This window comes from Mesoterricola sp. JemC181 (genome assembly GCF_055384585.1).
This window is the reverse complement of the sequence record NZ_AP045076.1, coordinates 890,048-912,417: the sequence shown is the minus strand read 5'-3', so window position 1 is coordinate 912,417 and position 22,370 is coordinate 890,048. Positions and strand designations below refer to the sequence as shown.

The window sequence follows — 22,370 nt, the reverse complement described above, 5'->3', positions numbered from 1 at the left end:
TCTACTCCTCGGCGGGGCCGCTGCGGAACCCCAGGATGGTGATGTCGTCCCGCTGGGGGTTGCCCCCCTGGTAGTCGGCCAAGGCCTGGGCCAGGGCCTCGCCCTGGGCGGCCATGGGAAGCCCGCGCAGGTCCTGGAGGAGCCTGCCCAGCCGGCGCCGGCCGAAGCCGAAGCTGAACTTGCCCCCGTGCTGGTCGAGGATGCCGTCCGTGAAGAGGTAGAGCACCGTGCCCGGCGCCAGGGGCAGCTCCTGGTTCCGGAAGGGGAAGTCCTCCCGGGAGCGGCGGTACCCGAGGCTGTGCGAGTCCCCGGCGTGCACGGTCAGCTCCTCCTCCCCGGGCCCCAGCGTCCACAGCGGCAGGCGGGCCCCGGCGAACACCACCCGGTCCGGCAGCACCTTCAGGAGCGCCAGGTCCAGGCCGTTGTCCATGATCCCGCCGCGGGGCGCGGCTTCACCGTTGCCCTGGTGCAGCAGGCGCTTGAGGGCCCCGTTCATCTCCCTGAGGATGAGGGCGGGGTCCGCCGAGCCGAGCTTGGCCACAAGCTGGCTGAGGATGGCGCCCGCGCTCATGCTCATGAAGGCCCCGGGCACCCCGTGGCCCGTGCAGTCCCCCACGGCCAGCAGGAAGCCGCGCTCGTCGGGGAGGCACGCGTAGAAGTCCCCGCCCACGATGTCCCGGGGGCGGAACAGCACGAAGTGGTCCGGGATGTGGCGGGAGAGGTCCGCGGGCTTGGGCAGCATGCTCTCCTGGATCAGGTGGGCGTAGGCCAGGCTGTCCAGGATCTTCCTGTTGGACTGGGTCAGGGCCAGGGTGCGCTCCTCCACGAGGCCTTCCAGGTTGGAGGTGTAGTCCTGGATCGTGGCGGCCATGTGGTTGAAGGTCCGGGTGAGCCGGCCGATCTCGTCGTCCCGGTCCACGGGCAGGGTGATCCCGTAGTTGCCCGCGGCGATCTCCCGGCTGGACCGGGTCAGGCGCGCCAGGGGCTCGAGCACCATGCGGTTCAGGAGCCAGGACACCAGGGCGATGGTCACCAGGAGGCTCAGGGCCAGGAGGGCCAGGATGGGGAGGAAGCTGCGCAGGCCCATCACCTGGGAGGGGTCCACGAGGGTGATCGTCACCCAGTCGATCTCCCTGATGAACAGGGCCGCGGCCAGGTAGCGACGGCCCTCGACGCTGATCTGGAAGGACTCCAGGGCGGAGTCCCCCTTCACCAGGCGATCCAGGCGCTCCCGCAGCAGGCTCCTGCCGGCCTCGGAATCCACCAGCTGGTAGAGCGTCATGCGGCGCGACTCGTCCTTCATGCGGGCGTTGAAGTCCATGTACCGGATGCTCGGGTGGGCCTGGAGGACGCCTTTCGGGTCGACCATGATCGTCTGGGCGCTGCGGTCCGAGCCCTGGACCAGGGCCTTGAGGAAGGCCGAGAGGTCCACGCCCGTGCCGGCCAGGCCCACCTTCCGGCCGCCGTCCTTCACCGCGACGTTGACCCAGACCTTGAGCACGCCCAGGGGCACGCTGGAATCCACGTGGAGGGCGAAATCGTCCACCTTGTCCAGGGCCTCGAAGTACCACCGGTCGTTCACCGCCCCCGCCTCGAGCGTGTACCGGGGGGCCCTGGCCGGAGCGGCGGGATCGCCGAAGTAGTAGTGCCGGCTCCGGGCCACCACGAAGAAGCAGCTCTGGTCGGCGAAGGCCCGGCGGAAGCTCTCCAGCTCCGCCAGCCCCGCGGCCCGGGCCCCGGGATCCCCCTCGGCCCGGCAGAAGCCGCGCAGGGCCGCCGAGTCCGCCAGCTTGCGGGCCAGGGCCACCTCCCGGCGCACCGGGCCCATGAGGCGCTCCTTCTCCAGCTGCGCGTTCTTCTCCGCGAACCGCTGGCCGAAGGCCCCGGAAATTCCCTGGGCGGCCCAAAGGAAGGCGAGAACGGTGACGACCCCTACCGCCAGGTAGATCGAGAGGATCGTCAGGATGGAGCGGACCTTGAGGCTGCCGAGGTTCATGAAGACACTATAGCAACCTGATGAACCCCCCCGAGGCCATCTGGAAGACCAGGGCCACCGTCCGCTCCTCCACCGGCTCGGCCCCGGCTCCAAAGCGCTCCCGCACCGCCTCGCACACGTCCCGCACCGTGCGGGTGCCATCCAGGGTCTCCCAGATGAAGGACCCCGTGGCGTCCAGCTTCACCCGGAAGACGGGCCGGGGCAGGAGCTTCTGGAACCAGCCCAGGCGGGGGCTGAGGAACTTGGGACGGAGGAGGACCACGCGGCCCTCCTCGTTCGTTTCATGCTCCACGGCCCGTTCCGGAACCCTGGTCATCATCTCGGCGGTGCTCATGCCTCCCAATGGAGACCTCCTCAACGGCCGCGGGTCCCGGAAACCGGGACCCGCGGGGGAAGAACGGAACGGCTAGAAGTTCGCGCTGGGGGGCGCGGGCTCGTCCGCGGCGCCGGCGTTGTTCATGGGCAGCTTCACCAGGTAGACGGCGATGCCGGCCAGGATGGCCAGGCTCACCAGGAAGGTGATCGCCGGGGGATTGGCGAAGATGATGTACTTCACCTCGAAGAACGTCATGCCCGCGAAGAGCAGGCCCACCAGGGCCTCGCCGGCGATGAGGCCCGCGGCGACCAGCACGCCGGAGTTCTCCACGCGCACCTTCTGGGCCGCGTTGAGGCCCTTGCGCTCGGCCACCATGTCCACGACGCCCTTCACGCACCCGCCCAGGAAGATGGCGAAGGTGGTGCCCAGGGGCAGATACATGCCGACGCTGACCAGCATGGGGCTGCGCACCTGCATGAGGATGAAGGCGAAGCCCATGAGCATGCCCACGATGATCAGCGGCCACGCCATCTTGCCCTCCACGATGCCCCGGCTGAGCATGGCCATCAGGCCGGCCTGGGGGGCCGGGATGTTGGGGCTGCCGAAGCCGGCGTCGAGCTGCATGACGACCTTCTTCTGGTCGGCGGGGAGCTGGCGGAGCTCATTGATGCTGTAGGTCTTGTCCAGGTAGGTCACGGAGGAGACGTGGTTGGCCTCCAGCTGGACGATCTGGGTCTCGGCGGCCTTCTTGATGTCGCCTTCGTGCAGGATCATCAGGGGGAGGAAGAGGACGGCGGCGGCCAGGCCCACGCCCAGGATGTCGCCCATCTGCATGCGCCAGGGAGTCCCGCCCAGGATGTAGCCGACCTTGAGGTCCTGCAGCATCTCGCCGGCCACGGCCGTGGCCACGCAGGCGATGGCGGCCACGCCGAGCACCGCGGCGACGCCGGCGTTGCCCTTGACGCCCAGGGCCACCATCACCAGCGCGGTCACCACCAGGGCCGACAGCGTCAGCCCGGAGATGGGGTTGTTGCTCGAACCCATGATGCCCACCAGGTAGCCGCTGATGGCCGAGAAGAAGAAGCCCACGATGATCATCACCAGGGCGGCGACGATCGAGACCATGAAGCCGACGTGGAAGATCTGCCAGGTGATCAGGAAGGTGGCCACGGCGGCGAAGAGGATGCCCATCATGACCCAGAAGAAGGGCAAGTCCTGGTTGACGCGGTCGACGGTATGGCCACCCGCGGCGGCCTTCTTGACGTCCGAGACCGAGCGCGCCAGGCCGGTGGTGAGGCTCTTGCGCATCTTGAAGAGGGTGAAGCTGGCGCCCATGAGCATGCCGCCGATGGCGATGGGCCGCACGATGAACTTCCAGACGGCCGCCGACAGCGCGAACCAGTCCGCCATGGTCGCGTCGGCGGGCATGGAGTAGGGGGCGATGAAATAGATGATCAGGGGGACCATGAGGCCCCAGGCCATCACGCCGCCCGCGAAGTTCAGGGCGCCCAGCTTGGGCCCGATGATGTAGCCCACGCCCATGTAGGCCGGGCTGATGCCGGGGGCCGTGAGGTAGAGGCCGCCCTGGGCCAGCGCCGCCTTGCCCTTGGCGATCAGCGCGAAGCTGTTCTGCTTGAAGTACACGAACCACTGCCAGGTGCTGGCGAACAGCTGCACCTGGACCAGGGCCTGGATGACCGCGCCCACGCCCATGGCGGTGAACAGGATCTTCGTGCCGCCCCCGCCCTGCGCGCCGGCCTTGTGGATCTCGGCGGCGGCCACGCTCTCGGGGTAGGGCAGCTCGGCGTCCTCGACCATGACCCGCCGGAGCAGGGCCACGAACATGATGCCCAGCGTGCCGCCCACGAACATGATGGCGCTGGAGGTGAAGTAGTTGGTCAGCGAGAAGAACTTCGGCCAGATGCCGGAGATCACGAAGGCCGGGATGGTGAAGATGGCGCCCGCGGCCACGGATTCCCCGATGCTGCCCACGGTCCGGCCCATGTTCTCTTCGAGGATGGTGCCCTTCATGAGCTTGATCAGGGCCATGGAGATGACCGCGGCCGGATAGGTGGCCGCGATGGTCATGCCGGCCTTCAGGCCCAGGTACGCGTTGGCCGCGCCCAGGACGACGGCCAGGACCAGGCCGATGAGCACCGCCCGGAGGGAGAATTCCCTCAAGTTCTGCTCGGATGAGACATAGGGTTGCATTAGTTCCCCCTCCACTTAGGCTTGCGACAGGCCGCTGGTACTCGGCGCGACAAATTGGACGATGGGTAAGATTCTGCCTTGTTCCTTTGAAGTGTCCTATGGAATCCTTCCGGCTAGGCTTGAAGGCATGGAAAAAGAGAACCTGATCACAAGCCGGGCCAACCCCAGGTTCAAGACGCTCCGGACCCTCCCCGCGGCGGGAGGGGCGAAGCGCACCCACACCCTCCTGCTGGGCGCCAAGCTCATCGAGGCCTGGGCCGCGGGGCCCGAATCCGGCCGGCTCCGGCCGGTCACCTGGCTCCGCCTGGAGGGCGCCCGGCCGCACCCCCTGGAGCGGGCCCTGAAGGTGGAGGTCTGCGTCCTGGGCGAGCAGCTCATGCGGGACCTGGCCGACGCCGGCAGCCCCCCCGAGCACGCCCTCCTGGCCGCCCTGGAACCCGCCCCGGAAGGCCCCCTGCCCGCCCGGGTCATCGTGCCCTGGGGCATCCAGGATCCCGGCAACCTGGGCGCCATCCTCCGCAGCGCCGCGGCCTTCGGCTTCCAGGAGGCCATCCTCGGCCCCGGCTGCGCCGATCCCTTCGCCCCCCGGGCCCTGCGGGGCGGCATGGGCGCCGCCTTCCTGATGCCCCTGCGCCGGCGCGAGACCCTGGACCTGGACGAGGGCGCCTGGCTCGCCCTGGACGGCGCCCCCGGGGCCCTGCCCCTGGACCGGGCCCCCCTGGCGGGGCGGGTGCGCATCCTCGTGGGCAACGAGGGCCACGGGTTCACCGGAGCGGAGCTGCCCGACGGCATCACCCGCGTGGCCATCCCCATCCTCGGGGTGGAAAGCCTGAACGCCGCCGTGGCCGCCGGCATCGCCTGCTTTGAAACCGCCCGCCGGGCGGGCCTGGGCCGATGAAGGACGCCCTCCTCATCGCCCTGGCCTACCTGGCCGCCAACCGCTTCCCCATGGCCTCCGGCCGGGGCTACCTGGAGGCCTGCGCCGCCTTCCTCCTGCCCGCGCTCGTATTTGCCGCCGTGGGCCGCGGGCGGCGCCTGGGCTGGGTGTACCTGGGCCTCCTGGCCGGCACCATCGGCGGCTTCCACTGGGTGCCCGAGGTCATGCACTCCAAGGCCCCCATGCCCATGGCCGCGGCCCTGGGCGTGGCGGGCCTCTTCTATGCCTACGAAGCCGCGGGCCTCCTGGCCGTGGCCGCCCTGGCCCGCTGGGCCCGGCGGCGCAGCCCCCTGGCGGGGGCCCTGGCCGCGGGCCTGGGCATCGCCGTGTGGCAGACCTACGCCTTCCACATCTATGACCTGAGCTTCGCCTCCCCCCTGGGCGCCGTGCCCTGGATGGCCCGCAGCGCCGCCTTCCTGGGCGCCCAGGGCCTGGTGGCCCTCCTGTGGGGACTGGGGGCCTGGACGGGGTTCCAGTCCGCCAAGGGCGCCGGTCCCCGCAGGGTCCTTGCGGCCCCCGCCGCCCTGCTGCTCCTCCTGGGCGCCTTGAACGCCGCCTGGCACTACCTGCCCCGGGGCCCCCAGCTGGCCCTGGACGTGGTGATGATCCAGCCCAACTACCCCCCCGGCGAACGCATGCCGGGCATGGAAGCGGACATGTGGCGGCGCACCGACGCCGAGCTGCGCCGGGCCGGCCTGCCCCGCCCCGCCTTCGCCACCCTGGTCCTCTGGCCCGAGAGTTCCGTCCTGGGCCGCGACGACCGGGCCCCCGGAGGCCGCCTCCCCCAGGAGGCCCGGAGCCGCGGCGTGGCCTGGCTCTACGGCACCGAGGGCGGGCGCTTCAACCTGGTGCGCGGCGAGGCCGCGGGCCAGCCCAGCTTCATCCAGGCCAAGGTGCTGCCCATGCCCTTCGGGGAGCGCATGCCCGGGCCCCCCGCGGTGCGGGACTTCCTGGACCGCCAGCTGGGCTTCTACTCCGCCGAGGCCGGCACCCTGGGACCCGACTCCAGCTTCCGCTTCCCCACCCCCCAGGGCCCCCTGGCGGTCCATCCCCTCATCTGCAGCGAGGCCCTGCTGGAGCAGCGCGTGGCCAAGGGCGTCGCGCTGGCCGGGGGCCAGCTGCTCACCAACCACACCAACGACGGCTGGTTCGACCGCAGCGTCGCCACCGACCTCCACGCCGTGCAGATCCGGCTGCGGGCCGTGGAGGCGGGCCTGCCGCTCCTGCGCGCCACCCTCACGGGCAAGTCCGGCCTCTTCCGGGCGGACGGCTCCTGGGAGCTCTGGGGCCAGCCCATGACCGAGGCCTCCCGGAGCCTCCACCTCGCCTGGCGGCCCATCGCCACCCCCGCCCGCAGCCCCTGGCTGGCCCCCGGCATCCTCGGCGTGCTGACCGTGGCCTTCGCCCTGGCCGCCCGGAATAAAAGAGAAACGAGACTGAATTGATCCCACTGACTATCCTGGTCCCATGATCCCGCCCTGGTCCGCCGCCCCCCTCTTCCGCACTCTGCAACCCGCCCAGCGCGAACGGGTAGGACGCCTCGCCACCTCCCGCATCCTGGACCCCGAGACCATGCTCTTCCTGGAGAACGAACCCTGCACGGGCTTCTACGTCCTGGTGGAGGGCGCCATCCAGCTCACCCGCAGCGGCGACACCCCCGGCTCCCACCCCACCCTGGCGGTGGTGACCCCGGTGAACAGCTTCGCCGAGGCCGCGATGTTCGGAGGCGAGGTCTTCCCCGCCACCGCCACGGCCGTCAAGCCCTCCCGGGTCTACCACTTTCCCAAGGCTCCGTTCATGGCGGCCATGCGCGAGGACCCGGACCTGGCCCTGGCCATCATCCACGCCCAGTCCGTCTGGCTGCGCAAGCTCACCCGCAAGGTGGAGCAGCTCACGGGCTCGGACAGCTCGGACCGCCTGCGCACGTGGATCCGGGAGCACGTGCCCGCCGGCGGCTCCATGGTGCTTCCGGTCACAAAAAAGACCCTGGCGGCTCAATTGGGCATGACCCCGGAAACCCTGTCCAGGAGCCTCAGAACCTTGCAGGACCAGGGTGTTCTCCAGGTGAAGGGAACGACCCTGTCCAGGAAATAAGATGTGTAACGTTCATTAATTCATTTGTTTTTTAAGAAGACAAGCCTATCCTTAATTAAACAGGGATTCGCCATGCTCTTCTCGACGGCAACCGGCTACGCACTCAGGGCTCTGGCAGCGATGCCCGAGGATGGAACGTATAGCTTGGCCAAGGACCTGGCCTCGCTCCTGGACCTTCCCGGCCCCTACCTGGCCAAGATCCTCCAGTCCCTGGCCCAGGAGGGCATCCTGCACTCCGTGCGGGGTCCCCGCGGCGGGTTCCGGCTGGCCCGTCCCGCCCACCACATCACCGTGGGCGAGGTGGTGGCTGCCCTGGAGGGCATCGAGACCATGTCGGGCTGCGTCATGGGCTTCGCCCACTGCGACAACGTGGACAACCCCTGCCCCCTCCACAAGGCGTGGAACGAGGTCAAGGCCCACATGGACGCGTCGATGACCAACGTGACCATCCGCGACCTGCAGATCCTCGACATGCAGCAGCACCGGGAACTCACGGCCGCGAAGAAGTAGAGGGCCCCGCGCCTCGCGGTGCGGAGCCCTATCCTGCTACTTGCCCTTGGGCGCAACCTTCATGTTCTGCTTCACAAAGACCCGGTCCTTGATGGCGAGGTAGACCCCCATGGGCACGGCATTCTTCTCGACCAGATGGGACTTCGTGACGTAGGGCCTTCCGGCGATGATCCTGGAGGCCAGGTCGGGCGTGATGCCGGGGACCTTCTGCAGTTCGTCCTTGCTGGCGCTGTTGATGTCCACCTGCTTGCCGATGGGCTTCGCGGGCTTCTTCCTGGGATGGGGTTTGGCGGCCCGGGGTTTGGGCGCCCGCGGCTGGTCATCGTCCTGGGCCAGCACGGCGGTGCCGGACCCGAGGATCAGAAGGGCGGCGAGGGCGGTCTTCAGGGTGCTGCGGTTCATTCGGTTCCTCCGGATGAGCAAGATGACCCGGGAGCCTTGGGGCGCCCGGGCCATCTTAGCATTCAGATCGAAGCACCGGGGAAGGGTGGGCCCTGCCCCGGCATGGACGTTACTTGAAGTTCATGTGGACGGCCCTGACGTCGGCGGTCTTGCCGGCGGCGTGGCAGAGCGTGCACTGCTCGGACTTCAGCATGGCCGTCGCGCGGGGTTCGTTGATCGAACCACCGTTGGCGAGCATGTGAGCCGTGGCGGTCTTGCTGTCGTGGCAGGACCAGCAGGCGGCAGTGACGGGCGAGTGGACCAGGTTCCGAGTATCCGCGGGGGTGGAGTAGGTATTCGCGGTAACGTCGGCGGCCTTGAAGCTCGTCTGGAACACGAGGCCGTAGCTGGTGTTGGGGGCGATGCCGGGGGCCCAGTAGTTGTTCTGCCAGGACAGGGGCTCGGCGACGCCGTCACCCACAACGATGGTGGGGGTGGCGGCAGGCGTGGTGGGCGCGGTGGTGGTGCCCGCCATGGCCGTGGAGTAGAGCAGGTTGGGAATGGCGGCGGCGTTGGCCGTGCCACCGAAGTCGTACGAGCCGGGCACGTGGCAGGCTTCGCAGTTGTTCAGGATCGCGGGGTACGTCACGTTCCAGTAGTAGTCACCGGAGGCGACTTCCCAGCTGAACTTGTTGACCCGCTTGTCGGCGGCGTGGATGGCGTGGACGGCGTCCTTGATGTTCACGGCCCAACCATAGGCATTGGCCTTGTTCGGGTTGTGGCAGAAGTTGCAGGTCGGGGCGTCGTTGCGCTGGCCGGCGTGGTACACCTTCTCGGTGAAGATGCCGAGGGCGGCGTGACAGGCGTTGCACTTGGCATTGGTGACGATCGCGCGCCGGGGCTGAACCTGGGCGTAGAGCGCGGTGCTGCCGTTGGCCGGAGTCACGGCCTTGCCGGAGGCATCAAAGCCGTTGGCTACCATCTTCCAGACGTTGGGAGCGGGAACGGACAGGCCGCCCTGCTTGGTGGCGGGGTCGTAGGCGTAGCCGGTGACGCCGGTCTGGGTCAGGGGCTGGGTGTCCTTGGTGACGTCCGTGTTCACGCCGTAGGTGTAGCCGATGCCGCCGGTGAGCATGGTGGCGGTGGAAGGCACCTTCACGGCGGTGAGGGCGAGGGTGTAGTAGCCGTTGGCGTCGGGGGTGGCGGAGAGGGTGCCCACGGCGTTGCCGGTGGCGGTGCCGTTCCAGACGCGCTTCAGGTAGGTGCTGATCGTGGCGTTGTAGTCCGCGGGGGCGGCGATGCCGTCCTGGGGAATCGCGAAGGCCAGGTAGATGCTGGGGCTGCCGACATAGCCGGCGAACATCTCCGTGACAGTGCCCGCCGCATAGGTCTGCATGGTCTGGGCCTTGGGACCCTGGCCGTCCTGCTTGTCAACCATGAAGCGGAAGGTGAACACGGGCTGGCTGGAGGCGTTCAGAATGACCGACTTGAGTTCCCAGGTGGGGATCCAGGCACCGGCGGGCAGGTTGCCCGTGTAGCCGGCCACGTAGGAGGCGTTGGTGTTGTTGTTGCGGGGCTGGGAGCCGGCAGGAGGCGCGGCCAGATAGCCGTTGTTGGCGTTGGGAGCCACGACCGGGGTGTGGTTGATCTTGATGCCGCCGGGGGTGTGGCACTGGGTGCACTGGGAATCGTCGGCGAGCGCGGCGTGGTTGACGCCGTTGGCGAAGTCGACTGCGTCATGGCAGGCACCGCAGGCGGTGCGGCTGGGGACGGTGTTCCAGTTGTCGCCCTGGGCCGCGCCGGTGGACGCGCTGTGGCACTGCACACAGTTCCGCTGGTCCATGGGGTAGGCGACTTCGTTGAACAGGACGTTGGCGTAGTTGTAGCCCTCGTTGACAAGGCCCTCGCCCATGTGGAGGCGGTGGATGAACGCGGGGAAGTCGGCCACGGCCAGGCCGCGGACCTTCATCGTGCTGCCCGTGAACTTGAGGTGGGCGGGCACGGTCGCGGTGGCGCCCACGACGGTGGAGGAGGCCTCACCGTAGGTGTACTTGCGCTGGTCCGTGTGGCAGATCACGCAGTAGTTGGGGTCGAAGCGGTTGCCGCCGTGCACCGTGAGGCGCGTGTGGCAGGCGTTGCAGGCGCCGAGGGAGGTCACGACCCGCTGCTGGTCCGTGGCCGCAACGGCCTTGCCGGTGGCGGGAACGAAATCGTAGACCATGTTCGCGGCCACCTGGATGGGGGCTGCGGGAACGCCGCTGTCGGCGCCGGTGGCAGTGTTGGTGCTGGTGCCGCGGGCGTTGCCGCCGATCTGGATGGCGACGCGGTGGGTCAGGGTGGGAACGTAGGTCACGTCGCCCAGGTCGGCGCGGCTGTTGTTGCCGGTGTAGGTGAAGGCGTCCAAGGCAGCCTGCACCTTGGTGATGTCGCGGTAGAAGGTGTAGACGTAGCTGCCGTCGCCGTTGTCAACGAGGGTGCCGGTGCTGTCGGTGGAAGGCTTGCCGGGGACCGAAGCCGTGGTGGTGGTGGGCATCGTGGTGACGACGTAGTTCACCCAGGTGCTGGGGGAACCGGCGGTGCCGGGCACCAGCTTGGCGATGGTGAAGCCGAAGTTGGGATAGCTGGCGGCGAGGGCGTTGGAGGCCTTCGAGGTGAAGCCGAGGCCGACCACGGGGGTACCGTTGTTGTCGGTCACCTTGAAGTTGATGACGGGCTTGCCGTTGGTGACGGTCGCGCTGGTGATGGTGCCCTGGAGGGCCAGGTCGCTCCATTCAGTGGGCGTCAGGTTGGCGGCGAGCACCTGGGGGCCGGTGCCGTTGGTGCCGTTGGTGCCGTTGGAGCCGTTGGTGCCGTTGGTGCCATTGGTACCATTGGTGCCGTTGACGCCATTGGCGCCGGCGGCGCCTGTCGCACCGCGACAGCCGATGAGGGCGAGGGCGATGGCCGCAGTGGCGACCAGGGTGCCCAACCTCTTGAGAGGTTTCATTTCCATGCTACTTCCTCCTTTTATTAGCATTTGCGCAAAATTGCCTTGCTTGGAGCTGGCAGTGATTGGGTTGACGTCGCGTATGTGTCAAGTCGTGCACCTCCCGTGGTGGTCTGACAGATCAGTTGCTTCAAAACGACGCGGTGGCCGTCTGGAAATTAAAACTTGGTGGTGTGGCAGAGCGTTCCGTTGAAGCAGCCGGGTGTCGTTCCCGCGGGTGCGGGGGGCTGGGGCGTGATATCGGAATTGGCGCCGAGGGCATGGCATTTCACGCACTCGGAAGCGTTCGCGTAATCGGTCTTGTCGTGGTTGGGGTTCAACGGGGAAAGGCCGCTCTGCCAGGGTTTGCTGGGGTGCGGCGCCTTGGTGTGGCAGGCCTTGCAGGAAGGAGCGATGCCGACAGGGTTGGTGTAGTCCGAGCCGTGGCAAGGCGTGCAGGAGGCGAAACCCTTGCCTTGGAGGAACGTGGCGCCGTTGGGGGCGCCCTGGGCGCCCAGCCGCCCATGCTGGGAGGGGTTCGCCCAACCGGCGGGGTGGTGGGGGCCGTTGGGGTGGTGGCAGCCGAAGCAGCTGACGCCGGAGGTGCCGCCCGCCGCCGCGGTGTCCGTGGTGGAGCCATGGCAGGGCTTGCAGCCGTCGGGATTCTTCAGGTACTCGGACCAGTGGGTGGCCTGCCAGGTGGCCGGATGGGCGCCCGTGGCCGGGTTCAGCGTCGCCGCCTTGTCGGCCGCGGTGCTGGAGCAACCGATGATGGCCAACGCCGCCATTGCCGCGAAGAAGGTCTTTGCAATCAAGGTTTTGTTCATGATCAGACCCCTACTTGTGGCAAGCGGTGCACTTTTCGTTGTTGGCGCGGCCATGGCACTTGAAGCAGCCCGTGGGATCAACCTTCCCGTCGATGCGGTGCATGGTCAGGTAGCCGGTCCGGTGCGGCGACAGGCGGTCGGGCCGGTTGCCCAGCTTGGCCGAAGGCAGCATGGCGGTCTTGCCGCCGTGGCAGTCGGAGCAGAAGGACTGGGCGTGGCAGGAGGCGCAGGTGGCGCCGTCCTGGGTGGCCTGGACCTTGTGGTCCTTCACGAACGTGGTGGTGTGGTCCAGCGAGGCGAAGGTCTTCTGGGTGCTCTTGACCCGCTCGGTGCCGTGGCACTCGGTGCAGCTGGGGCGGCCGGCGCTCAGCTCCTGGGGGTGGGTGCGCGCGAAGCTGGCTTCAGGCGAGACCAGGGCGCAGGCGGTGAGGAGGCCGAGACCCAGGCCCGCCGCGATGAGGGCGAATTTCTTGAACATCACTTGCCTCCTTTACCGGCGAAGCCGAAGCGGAAGTCGGCCCGGAGGAGCCCCATCACCTGCTTCTTGTAGAGGGGGGTGTCCGCGAAGCTCATGTCGCCGGAGATCTTGAAGTTCTTCGTGGCCTGGTAGCCCAGGGAGCCCACGATCTCGGATTCGATGGCCTTGTGGTTGAGGTTCGGGTTCACCTCGGCGCCGCTGTAGTGGAGGCGGATGGCGTCCAGGCTGGCCGAGAAGTTGCCCTTCTCATACATCGCCCAGCCGCGCATCTCGCTGTGGGAGACGCTGTAGGCGGGGGTCAGGGAATCCACGAGCTTGACCTTGAAGGCGTTCACCTTGTGGTAGCCGCCGCCCAGGACGAGGTGCTGGGCCGCGAAGGTGAGGCGCCCATCCAGACCGGCCCGGGTGGTGTTGCCGTAGGTCTCGCGCTTGGTGGTGCGCAGGTCGGCGACCAGGTTCAGGAAGGCCAGGGGGCTCCAGCTGGCCGAGATGCCGTTGGAGCTGAACTTGCCCTTCTCGTTCTGGTTGAAGAGGCTGGGCAGGTTGGTGCCGGCGTAGTAGGCGTAGAAGTTGCGCTGGACGAAGTTGCCGGTGACGGAGAGGTTGTCCAGGATCTTGCCGGTGGCCTTGTAGTCGTGCTCGGCGATAGAGGAGCGGTCCTGGCCTGGCAGCGCGTCGGGGTGCTTGGCCACGTCGAAGACCGTGCGGCCGCTGAAGTCCAGGAAGGCCGCGGGGGCCAGGGTGATGTCGGCGCCCACCTGGCGGCGGGTGTAGTCGATGGGGTTGGGGACCGGGAGATCCTTGGCCGCGGTGGTGCCGTCCTGCAGGTAGGAGACGCCGATCTCGCCGAGCTTGGCCATGCGCCAGCCCAGGCGGGTCCCGACGATGAAATCGCGCTGGAAGGACTGGTCCAGTTGGGGCAGCCCGCTGTGGTTCTTGAAGATGACCGGCTGGCCGCCAAAGGCGGAGAAGGTGAACCCGTTGCGCAGGTCGGTGCGCATCGAGACGCCGTCGACCATCTCGTTGCCGATCCCCTGGTTCACCACGATCCGGCCCGCCTTGATCTCGGCGTTGGCGCGGTCGAAGCTGTACTGGAGGTAGCCGTAGGTGAGGTCGCCGGCGTTCTTGCCGCCGATGGCCGACTGGTCCTTCAGGTCCGTCCGGCCCCAGCCGTAGAGGTGCAGGGACAGGGCGTCCGTGCCGAGGTGGTTGGCGTCGATGCCCAGGAATTCCGTGACCGGCATGAGGGTGGTCTTGTCGAAGCCGGGAGTGTCCTGCTTCCAGCTCTGGGCCATGGTTGTGCTGTAGACGTTGATGTCCTGCGCGAAGGCCGTGGCCGTCATCAGGGTGGCGAGCAGGGCCATGTGGGTGCGGTGTCTCATGACCGACCTCCATCCACAATCCCGCGCAACGGTGCGGTCGCTTTGACCATGGATCGCGTGCGCATTGAGGACCTCCTCCACTGAAGATGGAATGACATGTTTCGAAGCATCTGATTGGGAATCGGAAAACCAGATGGCTGGGTCCGAAGATCTGTTTTGAGAAATGCTACGGAGTCCCCAGGGGGCCCGCAAGGAAAGAAAAACCTGACAAAGTCACTCTGTTATTTGAAATAGAGGCGATTTTTCCTCGATATTATTGGGGTTCAATTCCCCATGTTCCCTGATTTGAAAACAGATTTTATGGTCTTTAATAGTAAAAAACAGGCGTCGATCTGGTCGGATTTGGCCGGGAACCTAGATCTGGAAAAGTTCCCTTGCTCACAAAATTTTTTTTTCCGATTGTTTGGCTTGCATTTTGATTTGCAAGCTAGATGCAGTGGTGGCCTGCATATGACGGCTTATAGCGGTCTATTTATTAAAGGGTCGTGGAATCCTAATTCCAATAAATACTACATGCATCAACAGGCATACCGTCCGGTCCGTGACCTACTTGTGGTAGCTGGTGCCCTTGAGGATGGAGAAGGCGCGATACACCTGTTCCAGGAACAGCACCCGGCTCAGGTCGTGGGGGAACGTCATGGGGCTCAGGCTCAGGTGCTCCCTGATCTCGGCCTTGAGGGCCGGGTCGAACCCGTGGCTGGAGCCGATGGCGAAGGCCAGGCTCTCGCCCCGGTCCATGCGGGCCCCCAGCCACCGGGCGAAGTCCTCCGAGGTGCGGGGGGGGCCCTCGGCGCTCAGGAGGACCGGGCACCGGACCGTCGCGAGCTGGGCCCGCAGGCGCTCCCCCTCATCCTTCAGCTGGCGCGCGGGGTCTCCGCGGCCCTCCGCCAGTTCCTCTACATCCAGGCGGGCATAGGCTTTCAGCAGGGTGCGGTAGTGCTGCTCCAAGTCCCTGAGGGGCCCACCCTTGGGCCGCCCAATTGCTATAAGTCGGATCGGATACAAAGGAATCCCGCTGGAAAAGAAGATCGATACCTCCCATAATCTACCAGTTCCATTTGGAGGTTTCATGTTTCTGAAAAACGTCTGGATTCCCGCAATCGCAGGCATGGCGCTCATCGTGGGATGCGACTCCAAGCCCGCCGACACCATCCCCAAGACCGCTCCCATGGCCGCGAAAGAGCCCCACGAGCTGCTGGCCCACTTCAAGTACATCGCGGTCCGGAAGGACTTCGCCGACATCCCCGTGATCGCCCCCCAGGATCTCGCCGGCCTCTACGGCAACGCCTGGTGGTTCCACAATCATGCCGGCCAGATGGACCTGACCCTCACCGACGAGGAGATCAAGGGCCTGGGCGCCGAGGAGGCCAAGAACCTGGGCTACCTCGCCCCCGGCGTCAGCATGGCCGGGATGCAGGCGGCCATGGACAAGCTCTCCGCCAAGGCCATCCCCGCCCTGCCCGCCGAAATGCAGGGCGTCGACCTGCTCAAGGTGGACAAGCTTCCCGGCGAAAAGGAGAACCCCAAGGCCTTCGCGGCCATGAACGGCCCCCTGCTCCGCCCCATGTACAACGCCGGCATCTACCGCCTCCTCAAGGGCGTGCCCGCCGAGCTGTGGAGCGAGGTGGCCCTCATGAAGGCCACGCCCAATCCCAAGAACAACCTCGAGACCGCGCTGGTCCTCGGCTTCCAGGGCAAGCCCATCATCGAGATGACCGCCCGCCAGAAGGCCGACAAGACTTACGGCATCATCTACATCCACTACCTCGTGCAGCCCAGGGCCCTGGCCAAGGCCGTTCCGCCCGCCAAGTAGTCCGTCTCCGGGGGCCCGTTTGTCACAGGACCGTGACGGTCCTGGAACAGCGGGCCCTCCGTGTGTACGCCGTTCCAGTGCCGAAAGTCACGTACTTCCCCCCACCCTCTATCAACCCGGAATAAGGGAGCTATAGTCACTGCGTTAGGCTGTCACGCCTAGGAACCATGGGCCTGCGGGGCAGGCACGGAAACCCACACACTCTCCGAGGAGTCGTCTTATGGCTGAGAAAGCCTTCAACCCGTTCGAAATGGCCCAGAAGCAGTTCGATGCCGTGGCCGAGAAGCTTGGTCTGGACCAGGGCACCCGCGACTTCCTGCGCAGCCCCGCCCGCGAGTTCCACTTCAACATCCCCGTCCGCATGGACGACGGCGCCGTCAAGGTGTTCAAGGGCTTCCGCGTGCAGCACAGCGACGCCCGCGGTCCCGCGAAGGGCGGCATCCGCTTCCACCCCCACGAGACCATCGACACCGTGCGCGCGCTGGCCACCTGGATGACCTGGAAGACCGCCGTGGTGGACATCCCCCTGGGCGGCGGCAAGGGCGGCGTGATCTGCGATCCCCGCGAGCTGAGCGACCGTGAGCAGGAACTCATCTGCCGCGGCTGGGTCCGCCAGGTGTCCCGCAACGTCGGCCCCCTGCAGGACGTCCCCGCTCCCGACGTCATGACCCACGGCCAGCACATGCTGTGGATGATGGACGAGTACGAAGTGCTCAACGGCGGCCGGTTCCCCGGCATGATCACCGGCAAGCCCGTGGGCATGGGCGGCTCCCTGGGCCGCACCGAGGCCACCGGCTACGGCGTGATCTACACCGTCCGCGAAGCCATGAAGGAGATGGGCCTGGACATCAAGGGCGCCACCGCCTCCATCCAGGGCGCCGGCAACGTGGCCCAGTACTCCCTCGACCTCTTCACCAAGTACGGCGGCAAGGTCATCGCCATCTCCTGCTGGGACAACACCGACAAGGTGCCCTACACCTACCGCTGCAAGGACGGCATCGCCTTCGACAAGCTCATGGCCTCCATCGACAAGTTCGGCACCATCGACCCCGCCAAGGCCAAGGCCAACGGCTGGGAGCAGCTGGCCGCCGACGCCTGGATCGAGCAGGACGTCACCGTCCTCATCCCCGCGGCCCAGGAGAACATGATCAACGCCGAGAACGTGGCCAAGATCCGTCCCTCCGTCAAGATCATCGCCGAGGGCGCCAACGGCCCCACCACCCCCGAAGCCGACGTCGTCATCCAGCAGAAGGGCATCTTCATGATCCCCGACTTCCTCTGCAACGCCGGCGGCGTGACCTGCTCCTACTTCGAGCAGGTGCAGTGCAACATGAACTACTTCTGGGAGAAGGAAGAAGTCCTCAGCAAGCTCGACCAGAAGATGACCAACGGCTTCAAGGCCGTCTCCGCCCTGGCCCGCGAGAAGAAGGTCTACATGCGCGACGCCGCCTACATGATCAGCATCAAGCGCGTGGCCGAAGCCAGCCACCTGCGCGGCTGGGTGTAGTCCCGGTCAAGACGTTCCGGCAGACCGGCCCGCTTTCGGCGGGCCGGTTTTTTTCTGTGCGGGCGGGCATCCCGGAGATAATGGCCGGATCACGCCCATCCGTAGGGGAACCATGAACGAAAAGAACTTCGGCCAGTCCCGGGAACTCCAGGCCATCTTCGCCATCGCGGCGCTCCTGACCCGCGAGGACCTCTCCCTCACGCAGATCCTCCAGGTGGTGGCCGAGGCCCTGCCCAAGGGGTTCAAGCACGAGGAGGTCTGCCAGGCGCGCATCCACTTCTGGGGCGAGTGCTTCGAGACCAAGGGGTTCACGCCGAGCCCCTGGACCCTCCGGGCGCCCATCGTGGTGCGGGGGGAGACCCTGGGCGAGGTGGAGGTGGTCTACCTGGAGAACCGCTCGTCCCGGGCGCCGGGAAACCCCTTCCACCTGGACCAGAAGAAGCTGGTGGACCTTACGGCCCAGAAGCTGGGGCAGCTTGCGGAGGTGCGCATCGCCCAGCACGGCGGCGAGCACGTGCCGCCGCCGGCTCCGCCCGCGCCCGCCCAGAAACCCGAGTGGCGCTACATCCTGGACCTGCTCACGGAGATCGACCCGGCCCTGCACCACAGGCTGATCCGTAGGCTCATGAACCACGCCACCAAGGTGGGCGTGCCCGGCGTGCAGAAGATGATCGCGCTGTTCGACCCGGCCATCTACGCCCAGGGGGAGGCCTCCTCCCACGGCTCCAACGCCCCGCTGCCCAAGCGGGACATGGCCACCATGGTCAAGACGTTCAGGGAGATCGAGGACATCGCCTCCATCGTGTTCCAGGACGCGGACCTCACGGCCCTGCTCAAGCAGTGGATGCGCCAGGACAAGCTGGGCTTCCTCGCCATCGCCACGGAGAAGCGGGACATCCCGCTGGTGGAGATCACCGAGATCGTGGACCGCTTCTGCCGCGAGACCGACGAGGCGGTCCCGGCCCTGGCCAGCCAGGACGACCAGAACGTGCGGGTGGCCCTCATCCGCCGCTTCCTCACGGAGAACCTGAAGTTCATCGGCATCGCCAAGCGCCACCTCTCCGTCTACGACTTCGGCAAGATCCTCAACCACGTGGTGGGCCCCGCCCAGGGCAACGGCAAGCTGGGCGGCAAGGCCGCGGGCCTCATCCTGGGCGCGCGCATCCTCAAGCGCCTGGGCAGCGGCAACGCCATGGTCGAGAACGTGAAGACGCCGAAGACCTGGTACATAACCTCCGACGGCATCTACAACTTCCTGCGCCACAACAGCCTCGAGGACCTGTGGAGCCTCAAGTTCAGCCCCGTGGAGGAGGTGCGCCAGACCTTCCCCTACCTGGAGCAGGCCTTCAAGAACTCCTTCTTCTCGCCCGAGATGTACCAGCAGATCCAGTTCGCCATGGACGACCTGGGCGAGGGGCCCGTGATCGTGCGCTCCTCGAGCCTCCTGGAGGACAGCGAGGGCATGGCCTTCTCCGGGAAGTACCGCAGCCTCTTCCTGGCCAACGTGGGCAGCCGCGAGGACCGCCTGGAGGCGCTCATGGACGCGGTGTGCGAGGTGTACGCCTCGGTCTTCGGGCCCGACCCCATCCAGTACCGCGCCGAGCGCGGCCTCCTGGACTTCGTGGAGGAGATGGGCATCATCATCCAGAAGGTGGTGGGGCGCCAGGTGGGCACGTACTTCTTCCCGGCCTTTGCCGGCGTGGCCTTCAGCCACAACGAGTACCGCTGGTCCCCGCGCCTGAAGCGCGAGGACGGCATCGTGCGCATGGTCGCGGGCCTGGGCACGCGCGCCGTGGACCGCCTGGGCAACGACTTCCCCTTCATGCTGAGCCCCGGCCAGCCCAAGATCCGCGTGAACGTCACCCCCGAGCAGGTCACCCACTACGCCCAGAGCCACATGGACGTCATCAACCTCGAGACGGGCCGCTTCGAGACCCATGCGGTGGAGGACCTGCTGAAGGAGGCCGGGGACGACTACCCGCTCCTGGAGCAGATCGTCTCCGTGCTGGAGGACGGATTCCTGAAGAAACCCATGAAGGGCATGGTCAGCGCCGCCAAGGACGACCTGGTCGTGACCTTCGCGGGCCTGGTGGAGCGCACGGACTTCGTGCCCCAGATCCGGGCCATCCTCGCCATCCTCCAGGAGGCCCTGGGCACGGCCGTGGACATGGAGTTCGCCCACGACGGCGCCAACCTCTACCTCCTGCAGTGCCGCCCCCAGAGCCGCATGGAGGAGGAGGGCCTCATGCAGATGCCCACCAAGGTGCCCTTCGACCACAAGATCTTCTCCGCGTCCAAGTTCATCACCAACGGCTACGTGCCCGACATCCGCTACATCGTCTACGTGGACCCCGAGGAGTACCGCAAGATCCCCGACCTGGCCGACCTCCTCTCCATCGCCGACGCCGTGAACCGCCTCAACGGGATCCTGCCCCGCCGGAAGTTCATCCTCATGGGCCCCGGCCGCTGGGGCAGCCGGGGCGACGTCACCCTGGGCGTGGGCATCACCTACTCCGGCATCAACAACACGTCGCTCCTGGTGGAGATCGCCCGCAAGAAGGGCAACTACGTCCCCGACCTCTCCTTCGGCACCCACTTCTTCCAGGACCTGGTGGAGGCGAAGATCCACTACCTGGCCCTCTACCCCGACGACGAGGGCAACCTCTTCAACGAGGACTTCCTGGCCAACAGCCCCAGTGTCCTGACCCAGTTCCTGCCGGAGCACGTGCGGCTGGAGAAGGCCGTGCGCGTCATCGACGTGGAGCAGGCCTTCCCGGGCTGCCGCCTGGAGGTGGTGATGGACGGCAACACCGACCGGGCGCTCGGCTACATCCGGAGCGCAAGCGAACACTAACCCTCGGCGAACCTCGGCTCCTCGGCAGGATTTGATCAACCCCGATGATCCGTGATATCTTCCTGCTGTTTTGCGTCGACCCGACCGTCGGCCATTCTTCCGGAGATACCCACGTGCTGTACCGCGCTCACCTGCTGAGCCCCGACGCCCCTGCGCGCCTGAAGGAGTTTGTCGACGGCGGGCTGCTCGTGGACGAGGCGGGGCGCATCGTCGACCTGGGGGCCTTCGAGGCCCTGGAGGCGGCCCATCCGGGCGCCGAGGTGATGGACCTGCGGCCCCACTGGATCCTGCCGGGACTCATCGACCTGCATTCCCACCTGCCCCAGTTCGAGTGCGTGGCCCTGGACGGGCTGGAGCTGCTGCCCTGGCTGGAGACCCACATCTTCCCGGCCGAGTCCCGGTTCCGGGACCCGGAGGTGGCGGGCCGGGCCGCGCGGGACTACTTCCGCAGCCAGCTGGCCCTGGGCACCACCACCTCGGTGGTCTACCTCACGGTGCACCAGGAGGCCGCCGACCGCGCCTTCCGGGAGGCCGAGCGCTGCGGCATCCGCGGCGTGCTGGGCAAGGTGATGATGGACCGGCACACGCCCGAGTCGCTGCTGGAGGACACGGAGACCTCCCTGCGCCAGAGCGAGGAGCTGTGCCAGACCTGGCACGGCCGGGACGGCGGGCGCCTGGGCTACGCCTTCACGCCCCGCTTCGCGCCGGTGTGCTCCCGGGAGCTCATGACGGGCCTGGCGAAGGCCGCGGACCGCCACGGCGCCTACATCCAGACCCACATCAGCGAGAGCGTCGGGGAGATCGAGCGGGTGCGGGAGCTGTTCCCGGAGGCGGCGGACTACACCGGCGTCTACGCGGCCGCGGGCATGCTGGGGCCCCGGACCCTCCTGGGCCACGGCATCCACCTCTCCCGCTCCGAGCGGGACGCGATCCGGGAGGCCGGCGCCACCGTCGTGCACTGCCCCCGCTCCAACGAGTTCATCAAGAGCGGCATCATGCCCCTGCGCCGCTGGCTCTCCGAGGGCCTCTCCGTGGGCCTGGCCACGGACGTGGGCGGCGGCCCCAGGCTCGACATGTGGGGCGAGATGGCGGCGGCCTGCAACGCCTCCAAGACCCGGTGGGCCGTGGCGCGGCTCCAGGGCCTGCGCCTGGACGCGGTGGAGGGGCTCGACCCCGCCCTGCGAGCGCGCCTCGCCGAGGCCCTGGACCTGGAGCCCGACGAACCGGTCACGCCCGTGGAGGCCTTCCACCTGGCCACCCTCCACGGCGCCAGGGCCCTGGGCCTGGAGGCCCGGACCGGCAGCCTGGACCCCGGCAAGGACGCGGACTTCATCGTGGTGGACCCCCGGCGGGTCGACCCGGCCCCGGTCCGCGCCTCGGAACCCGCCGCCGAGGTGCTCTCCCGGCTCCTGTACCGCTCCGACCCCACCATGATCCGCGCCACCTACGTGCGGGGCCGCCGATGCCACGCCCTGGGAGCCTGATCCCCGCCTCCTTCTATCTGCGCGCCGTGGACGTCGTGGCCCGGGACCTCCTGGGCCGGCACCTGCGCCTGGGCCCGGTGACCCTGCGCGTCACCGAGGTGGAGGCCTACGGCGGGCCGGGGGACTCGGCCAGCCACGCCCGCTCCGGCCGGACCCCCCGCAACGCCCCCATGTGGGAGGCCGGGGGGCGGGCGTATGTCTACTTCTGCTATGGCATGCACCACATGCTCAACGTCGTCACCGGCCCCCCGGACCGGGCCGAGGCCGTGCTCATCCGCAGCTGCGAGCCGGTGGAGGGGCTGGAGACGGTCCTGGAGCGGAGGCGGCACCTGAAGGGCCCCGCCCTCCTCACGGGCCCCGGCAAGGTGGCCCAGGCCCTGGGCGTGGATCTGGCCTTCACGGGCCGGCTCTTCTACGAGCCGGGGGGCCTGGAGCTGCTGGCGGGGACGCCGCCCGCGGCCATCCTCGCAGGCCCCCGGGTGGGGGTGGACTTCGCCGCCCCGGAGGACCGGGACCGGCCCTGGCGGTTCGCGGCCGCGGGCACCCCTTGGGTGAGCCGGCGGAGGAGCCTCGGGTGACCGTCGCCCGGATCCACGCGTTGGGAGGCCATTCGGG

At 67.7% G+C, this 22,370-nt stretch carries 18 protein-coding genes; 9 read left to right on the top strand and 9 right to left on the bottom strand.

Annotated elements, in window-relative coordinates:
- Position 1 precedes the first annotated feature (1 nt).
- The 3 genes from ACZ5MC_RS04100 to ACZ5MC_RS04090 all read right to left on the bottom strand — a co-directional run bounded on the left by ACZ5MC_RS04100 (position 2) and on the right by ACZ5MC_RS04090 (position 4,493).
- Positions 2–1,996, bottom strand: coding sequence for a SpoIIE family protein phosphatase (locus ACZ5MC_RS04100; protein WP_464517084.1), 1,995 nt, complete (start codon positions 1,994–1,996; stop codon positions 2–4).
- 7 nt (positions 1,997–2,003) lie between these two features.
- On the bottom strand, positions 2,004–2,330 hold the full coding sequence (locus ACZ5MC_RS04095) for a PqqD family protein (protein WP_306599026.1): 327 nt from the start codon (positions 2,328–2,330) through the stop codon (positions 2,004–2,006).
- 72 nt (positions 2,331–2,402) lie between these two features.
- Positions 2,403–4,493, bottom strand: a complete 2,091-nt coding sequence (locus tag ACZ5MC_RS04090; protein ID WP_464517083.1) for an OPT family oligopeptide transporter — start codon at positions 4,491–4,493, stop codon at positions 2,403–2,405.
- A 157-nt stretch (positions 4,494–4,650) separates the two neighbouring features.
- Between ACZ5MC_RS04090 and ACZ5MC_RS04085 the strand changes: the two genes are divergently transcribed.
- The 4 genes from ACZ5MC_RS04085 to ACZ5MC_RS04070 all read left to right on the top strand — a co-directional run bounded on the left by ACZ5MC_RS04085 (position 4,651) and on the right by ACZ5MC_RS04070 (position 8,064).
- Positions 4,651–5,421 (top strand): TrmH family RNA methyltransferase, encoded by a 771-nt coding sequence (locus ACZ5MC_RS04085; protein ID WP_306599024.1) that lies wholly within the window; start codon positions 4,651–4,653, stop codon positions 5,419–5,421.
- Positions 5,418–6,905, top strand: coding sequence for a nitrilase-related carbon-nitrogen hydrolase (locus tag ACZ5MC_RS04080; protein WP_306599023.1), 1,488 nt, complete (start codon positions 5,418–5,420; stop codon positions 6,903–6,905). The genes ACZ5MC_RS04085 and ACZ5MC_RS04080 overlap by 4 nt, the downstream gene beginning before the upstream one ends.
- Before the next feature lie 22 nt (positions 6,906–6,927).
- Entirely contained in the window at positions 6,928–7,554 is a 627-nt protein-coding gene (locus tag ACZ5MC_RS04075; protein ID WP_306599021.1) for a Crp/Fnr family transcriptional regulator, read from the top strand.
- 72 nt (positions 7,555–7,626) lie between these two features.
- A complete protein-coding gene (locus ACZ5MC_RS04070) occupies positions 7,627–8,064 on the top strand; it encodes an RrF2 family transcriptional regulator (RefSeq protein ID WP_306599020.1) in 438 nt (145 codons plus the stop codon).
- Between the two features lie 36 nt (positions 8,065–8,100).
- Here ACZ5MC_RS04070 and ACZ5MC_RS04065 read toward each other — a convergent pair whose 3' ends face one another.
- The 6 genes from ACZ5MC_RS04065 to ACZ5MC_RS04040 form a co-directional block, all read right to left on the bottom strand.
- A complete protein-coding gene (locus tag ACZ5MC_RS04065) occupies positions 8,101–8,466 on the bottom strand; it encodes a ComEA family DNA-binding protein (RefSeq protein WP_306599019.1) in 366 nt (121 codons plus the stop codon).
- A 109-nt stretch (positions 8,467–8,575) separates the two neighbouring features.
- On the bottom strand, positions 8,576–11,437 hold the full coding sequence (locus ACZ5MC_RS04060) for an OmcA/MtrC family decaheme c-type cytochrome (protein WP_306599018.1): 2,862 nt from the start codon (positions 11,435–11,437) through the stop codon (positions 8,576–8,578).
- A gap of 152 nt (positions 11,438–11,589) precedes the next feature.
- Positions 11,590–12,237, bottom strand: coding sequence for a hypothetical protein (locus ACZ5MC_RS04055; RefSeq protein ID WP_306599017.1), 648 nt, complete (start codon positions 12,235–12,237; stop codon positions 11,590–11,592).
- A gap of 10 nt (positions 12,238–12,247) precedes the next feature.
- Positions 12,248–12,715, bottom strand: a complete 468-nt coding sequence (locus ACZ5MC_RS04050) for a hypothetical protein (RefSeq protein ID WP_306599016.1) — start codon at positions 12,713–12,715, stop codon at positions 12,248–12,250.
- Positions 12,715–14,097, bottom strand: a complete 1,383-nt coding sequence (locus ACZ5MC_RS04045; RefSeq protein WP_306599015.1) for a hypothetical protein — start codon at positions 14,095–14,097, stop codon at positions 12,715–12,717. Before ACZ5MC_RS04045 ends, ACZ5MC_RS04050 begins: the two co-directional genes overlap by 1 nt.
- 546 nt (positions 14,098–14,643) lie before the next feature.
- Complete coding sequence (locus ACZ5MC_RS04040) at positions 14,644–15,168, bottom strand: 23S rRNA (pseudouridine(1915)-N(3))-methyltransferase RlmH (protein ID WP_306602312.1); 525 nt, start codon at positions 15,166–15,168, stop codon at positions 14,644–14,646.
- Between ACZ5MC_RS04040 and ACZ5MC_RS04035 the strand changes: the two genes are divergently transcribed.
- From ACZ5MC_RS04035 to ACZ5MC_RS04015, 5 genes are all read left to right on the top strand, one after another.
- Positions 15,167–15,910, top strand: a complete 744-nt coding sequence (locus ACZ5MC_RS04035; RefSeq protein WP_306602325.1) for a hypothetical protein — start codon at positions 15,167–15,169, stop codon at positions 15,908–15,910. The two genes, ACZ5MC_RS04040 and ACZ5MC_RS04035, sit on opposite strands and share 2 nt — an antisense overlap.
- A gap of 220 nt (positions 15,911–16,130) precedes the next feature.
- The gene (locus ACZ5MC_RS04030) at positions 16,131–17,417 is read left to right on the top strand and encodes a Glu/Leu/Phe/Val family dehydrogenase (protein WP_306599014.1); all 1,287 of its coding nucleotides are present in this window, start codon (positions 16,131–16,133) and stop codon (positions 17,415–17,417) included.
- Positions 17,418–17,529: 112 nt separating this feature from the next.
- Entirely contained in the window at positions 17,530–20,271 is a 2,742-nt protein-coding gene (locus ACZ5MC_RS04025; protein ID WP_306599013.1) for a PEP/pyruvate-binding domain-containing protein, read from the top strand.
- 113 nt (positions 20,272–20,384) lie between these two features.
- Complete coding sequence (gene guaD / locus ACZ5MC_RS04020; protein ID WP_306599012.1) at positions 20,385–21,755, top strand: guanine deaminase; 1,371 nt, start codon at positions 20,385–20,387, stop codon at positions 21,753–21,755.
- On the top strand, positions 21,734–22,333 hold the full coding sequence (locus ACZ5MC_RS04015; RefSeq protein ID WP_306599011.1) for a DNA-3-methyladenine glycosylase: 600 nt from the start codon (positions 21,734–21,736) through the stop codon (positions 22,331–22,333). Before guaD ends, ACZ5MC_RS04015 begins: the two co-directional genes overlap by 22 nt.
- The last annotated feature ends 37 nt before the right edge of the window (positions 22,334–22,370 follow it).